Origin of the sequence: Methylobacterium sp. WL18 (assembly GCF_008040015.1) — a bacterium.
Classification (GTDB): Bacteria; Pseudomonadota; Alphaproteobacteria; order Rhizobiales; family Beijerinckiaceae; genus Methylobacterium; species Methylobacterium mesophilicum.
Genome location: NZ_VRVD01000341.1, coordinates 1 through 4,981, shown reverse-complemented (window position 1 = coordinate 4,981; position 4,981 = coordinate 1). Strand labels below are relative to the sequence as shown.

5 protein-coding genes are annotated in these 4,981 nt (G+C 70.7%); 3 read left to right on the top strand and 2 right to left on the bottom strand.

Annotated features, from left to right (window positions below):
• Positions 1-305: 305 nt before the first annotated feature.
• Together FV228_RS20060 and garD are read left to right on the top strand one after the other, a co-directional pair.
• Complete coding sequence (locus FV228_RS20060) at positions 306-1,076, top strand: HpcH/HpaI aldolase/citrate lyase family protein (protein ID WP_147856228.1); 771 nt, start codon at positions 306-308, stop codon at positions 1,074-1,076.
• Between the two features lie 14 nt (positions 1,077-1,090).
• The gene (gene garD / locus FV228_RS20055; protein WP_187277828.1) at positions 1,091-2,689 is read left to right on the top strand and encodes a galactarate dehydratase; all 1,599 of its coding nucleotides are present in this window, start codon (positions 1,091-1,093) and stop codon (positions 2,687-2,689) included.
• 75 nt (positions 2,690-2,764) lie between these two features.
• On the opposite strand, the gene FV228_RS20050 is transcribed toward garD, so the two are convergent.
• Together FV228_RS20050 and FV228_RS20045 are read right to left on the bottom strand one after the other, a co-directional pair.
• Positions 2,765-3,154: a type II toxin-antitoxin system VapC family toxin gene (locus tag FV228_RS20050; RefSeq protein WP_147856227.1), complete on the bottom strand. Its 390-nt coding sequence runs from the start codon at positions 3,152-3,154 to the stop codon at positions 2,765-2,767.
• Positions 3,147-3,434, bottom strand: coding sequence for an AbrB/MazE/SpoVT family DNA-binding domain-containing protein (locus FV228_RS20045; RefSeq protein WP_147856226.1), 288 nt, complete (start codon positions 3,432-3,434; stop codon positions 3,147-3,149). Before FV228_RS20045 ends, FV228_RS20050 begins: the two co-directional genes overlap by 8 nt.
• A 337-nt stretch (positions 3,435-3,771) precedes the next feature.
• On the opposite strand from FV228_RS20045, the gene FV228_RS20040 reads away from it, so the two are divergent.
• Positions 3,772-4,981 (top strand): PepSY-associated TM helix domain-containing protein (locus tag FV228_RS20040; RefSeq protein WP_246693961.1); only part of this gene is annotated, 1,210 nt, incomplete at its 3' end.

Genomic DNA, 4,981 nt, shown 5'->3' with positions numbered 1-4,981 from the left:
CCCCCGCCCCGCCGAGCTGGTCCTGGCCTGGCGGCGCGACGCGGACGAGCCGCTGATCGCCCGGCTGGTCGCGATCCTGGCGGAGCTGCCCCCGGCCTGATCCAAGCGCCCGCGGCCTGATCCAAGCGCCCGCGGCCTCGATCCAAGCGCCCGCGGCCTCGATCCAAGCGCCCGCGACATGGATCGATCCATGCGCCCACAGCATCGATCGATCCAGCCTTTGGCTTTGACCTCCGGTGGAAAGGCTGCGCCTGATGGGCACCCGACGGCCCGCAGAGGCCGGGGCCGCCAGGAGAGGGATCGCCATGGACCGACTCACCAACCGCTTCAAGGCCGCCCTCGGCGCGGGGCGCCAGCAGATCGGCCTGTGGTGCAGCCTCGCGAGCCCGATCTCCACCGAGATCGTCGCCGGCGCCGGGTTCGACTGGCTGCTCCTCGACATGGAGCACTCCGCCAACGACCTGCGGGATATCTACTTCCAGCTCCAGGCCATGATGGAGAACGCCACCAACCCGGTGGTGCGGGTGCCGAGCGACGACCCCATCACCATCAAGCGCATCCTGGATGCCGGCGCCCAGTCGCTGATGATCCCCAATATCGACGATGCCGCGCAGGCCGAGCGGGTCGTGGCGGCGACGCGCTACGCGCCCCGCGGCATCCGCGGCTTCTCGCAAGCGCCCCGGGCCGCCCGGTTCGGGCGCATCCCGGACTACCACACCCGCTGTGAGGCTGAGATCGTCGTGATCGTGCAGGTCGAGTCCCGCCGCGCCCTCGACAATCTGGACGCGATCGCCGCCGTGGAAGGCGTGGACGGCGTGTTCATCGGGCCCGGCGACCTCTCCACCAGCCTCGGCCATCTCGGCCAACAGGGTCACCCGGAGGTGGTCGCGACCATCGAGGCGGCCATCGGCCGGATCGTGAAGGCCGGCAAGCATGCCGGCATCCTCACGCCGAGCGAGGACCTGGCCAAGCGCTACATCGCGGCCGGCACCCGGTTCACCGCGGTCGGCTCGGATCTGGGGTTGCTCGCGCGCAACGCCGAGGCCCTGGCCGGGCGTTTCCGCACCGAAGGCTGAGCAGGGAACGTTCGATGCAGGCCGAGATCGACAGCGCGACCCAGGATCGCCCGACCCAGGATCGCCCGAGCCTCGAGCGCCCGGCCGGGGACGTGCCGCGCACGATCCGGCTGAGCGAGCACGACAACGTCGCGATCGTGGTCAACGCCTTCGGGCTGCCCGCCGGCACGGCGTTCCCGGACGGGCTCGAACTCGTCGAGTTCGTCCCGCAGGGCCACAAGGTGGCGCTGTCCGACATCCCGGAGGGCGGCGCGGTGCGTCGCTACGGCGAGGTGGTCGGCATCGCCACGCAAGCGATCCCGCGGGGCGCCTGGGTCGAGGAATCCCGGGTCGCGACCCCGGTCGCCCCCGCCCTCGACGCGCTGGAACTCGCCACACGGGTGCCGGCGCCCCTGCCCCCGCTCGAGTGCTACACCTTCGAGGGCTACCGCAACCCGGACGGGTCGGTGGGCACCAAGAACATCCTGGCGATCTCGATCAGCGTGCAATGCGTCGCCGGCACCCTCGACGTGGCGATCAGGCGGATCAAGCAGGAGCTGCTGCCGCGCTTCCCCAACGTCGACGACGTGGTCGGCCTCACCCATGCGTATGGCTGCGGCGTCGCCATCAACGCCCCGGAGGCTGTGGTGCCGATCCGGACCCTCCAGAGCCTCGCGCAGAACCCGAATTTCGGCGGCGAAGTGATGGTGGTCGGGCTGGGCTGCGAGAAGCTCGTCTCGGAGCGGCTGCTGCCCGACGGCGGCGCCGCCGGGGACGGGGTGGTCCGGCTCCAGGACGAGCGCCACCAGGGTTTTTCCGCGATGCTCGACAGCATCCTGGCGATGGCGGAAGCCCGCCTGGAGGTGCTGAACCGGCGCACCCGCGAGACCTGTCCGGCCTCCGAACTCGTGGTCGGCCTGCAATGCGGCGGCAGCGACGCGTTCTCCGGCGTCACCGCCAACCCGGCCCTCGGCTACTGCGCCGACCTGATCGTGGCCTGCGGCGGCACCGTGCTGTTCTCCGAGGTCACCGAGGTCCGCGACGCGATCCACCTCCTGACCCCCCGGGCCAGGACGCCGGAGGTGGCCCAGGCCCTGATCCGCGAGATGGCCTGGTACGATGCCTATCTCGCCAAGGGCGAGGCCGACCGCCGGGCCAACCCGTCGCCCGGCAACAAGAAGGGCGGCCTCAACAACATCGTCGAGAAGGCCCTGGGCTCGGTCGCCAAGTCCGGCACCGGCGCGATCGCCGGGGTGCTGGCGCCGGGCGAGCGCGTCCGCGAGAAGGGCCTGATCTTCGCCGCGACCCCGGCCAGCGACTTCGTCTGCGGCACGCTCCAGCTCGCCTCGGGGATCACCCTGCAGGTGTTCTCCACCGGCCGCGGCACGCCCTACGGTCTCGCTCAGGCCCCGGTGATCAAGGTCGCCACCCGGACGGAGCTGGCCGAGCGCTGGTCCGACCTGATCGACCTCGATGCCGGCCGCATCGCCACCGGCGAGGCCACGATCGAGCAGGTCGGCTGGGAGCTGTTCCACCTGATCCTCGACGTGGCGAGCGGGCGCAAGCGGCCCTGGTCCGACCGCTGGGGCCTGTTCAACGACCTGACCCTGTTCAACCCGGCGCCGATCACCTGAGGCCGGGCCGCGGTCGCAGCAGCCTCACAATGCCGTGCCGGACTTGAGCAAGCGCGGCCTGCCGATCCGTGCCGGTCAGCGCAGCACGTCGATGTCGACCGAAACGGTCTGGCCCAACCGCGCCCAGGCCCTGTCCGACGTCAGGGCCGGAGCGTTCTCCAGCCTTGCGGTCGCCAGACAGGCGCGGTCCCCGAGCGAGAGGCCGGCGTGCCGGGTGAGTGGGCGCATCCGGGCGGTTTCCCGCGCCTCCACCATCCCGAACGGCAAGATCGTGAGTTGCAATCCTTCGAGGATCGCGTCGACGGTGTTTCCGGGTATGCCGAGGTCGAACAGTTTCGTCATGACCTCGGCCGCGTTGACAGCGGAGACCTTGGCGCCGGGCAGGTGAGCGGCCACGCGGTCGGCTCCGGCCTCGTCGAAGATGACCGCCAGGACGGCCGATGCGTCGAGGATCGGATCAGGCATGCGGGTCGGCGTTGCCCTCGGCATCCTCCCGGGCCGCGTCTGCACGTTTCTCCGCGATGAACGCATCGACCACGGATCCGCGGCCCTCGGCAAAGGGCGCCGCCAGGCTACGGACACGCTTCAGGGCCTGCTCGACCGTCGTGATGCGGATGCCATCTTCATCCTGTGTGAGGATGACGCGGCCCGATCCGGTCAGACCCAGGATGCGGCGCATCTCCGCGGGAAGGTTCATCCTCCCGTTCTCGCCGACCTGGACCGTCCGGCGCAGAGGTTGATGCATCGAATCGAGCCCCCTTCACAGACCATGCGGGAGTGGGTGGCGTATCCCGGGCATGATCCTGTCACCGGATGGCGGCTCTGTCACCCGTCAGATCGCGTAGGGCTACGCGGCTCGTCGTCGTCTGCGTGGCCGAACTCTGCGCGAGCATCTTTCCACGAAGGAGACATCCATTCGGCTCTGACAATGCCACACTATCAAAGACCTTGCGCATCATCCGGAAAGGTGGCCCCCGGCTTTCGAAAAACGAGCATGCGACATCAAAGGTCTAGAGCATCATCCCGAAGCCGATGTCCAAGACGATGTTCTCGAGCAAAATTCGTTTTAACGGGACCGGATTTTGCGCTACGCAGCCGGCATCGTGAAGCCGCTGCCGATTCCCTCCCCCCGGACCGTCCTGTTCCGCCTGCACTGGGCGCTCGGCCTCACCGCCGGGTTCGTGCTCGCGCTGATGGGCCTGACCGGCGCGCTGATGAGCTACGAGGAGGCGATCACCGCCTTCGCCAACCGCGACCGGATGCGAGTCGAGGCGGCGGACCGGGTGCCGCTCGCCCCCACCGCCCTCGCCGCCCGGATCGACGCCCAGGCGGGCGGCCGAATCGTGAACGCCCTCACCCTGTCGGACGACCCGAACGCGAGCGCGTTCGTGCGCTTCGCCCGCGACCCGGAGACCCGGGTGCGGCCGCCCTCGGTCTATGCCGACCCCTATGACGGCGCGGTGCTGGGCCCCGTCCGGCTGGAGGCGGCCTTCGCGACGGTGCGGGACCTGCACCGCTGGCTGCTCATTCCCGGCGGGTCCAAGGGCTGGGGCCGGACCATCACGGGGGCTTGCACCCTGGCGCTGATCGTGTTCCTCGCCACCGGCCTCTACCTGCGCTGGCCCAAGATCCATCGTTGGCGGATCTGGCTGAAGCCGAGCCTGTCGCGGCCGGGCCGGCCGCGCTGGTGGTCCCTGCACGCCGTGGCCGGGACCTGGCTGACGCCGGTCTACCTGGTCATCGCGCTCACCGGCCTGACCTGGTCCTACCCGGCGTTCAAGGACGGCGCCACCTGGCTGCTCGCCGGGCCGTCGGAGCGGGCGAAGCCGGCCCGCATGGCCGGCCATGGGGAGGCTTCTCCCGTGCCGGACTCCCGGCCCGACGCCGTCGACCGCGCCTGGGCGGCGTTCCGGGCCGGAGAGGGGCAGGAGGCCGGCGTCGTGACCCTGACCCTGCCGGGGGCCGACACGGCGACGATCCGCATCCGCTGGCTGCCCCGGGGTGTCGCGTCCCTCAGCGCCCGCAACGAGGCGCGCTACGACGCCGCCACGGGCGCCTTCCTGTCAGCCGAGCACGCCGCCGACACGCCCCTCGGGCGGCAGATCCTCCAGTCCATCCTGGAGGTGCATCGCGGCCGGTTCTTCGGCGACCTGTTCGCCCTGCTGTTCTGCCTGGCAGCGCTGGCCATGCCGGGCTTCGCCGCCACCGGCCTGACCCTCTACATCCTGCGTCGCCGCGCTACCGTCCCGTGTCGCCGACGGGCTCCGGGCGGGGCTTCGCCACGCGGAGGGG

What these genes read in the sequence shown, in the direction of transcription:
- FV228_RS20060 (WP_147856228.1), top strand. Translation starts at nt 306, where the DNA reads ATGGACCGACTCACCAACCGCTTCAAGGCCGCCCTCGGCGCGGGGCGC.
- garD (WP_187277828.1), top strand. Translation starts at nt 1,091, where the DNA reads ATGCAGGCCGAGATCGACAGCGCGACCCAGGATCGCCCGACCCAGGAT.
- FV228_RS20050 (WP_147856227.1), bottom strand. Translation starts at nt 3,154, where the DNA reads ATGCCTGATCCGATCCTCGACGCATCGGCCGTCCTGGCGGTCATCTTC.
- FV228_RS20045 (WP_147856226.1), bottom strand. Translation starts at nt 3,434, where the DNA reads ATGCATCAACCTCTGCGCCGGACGGTCCAGGTCGGCGAGAACGGGAGG.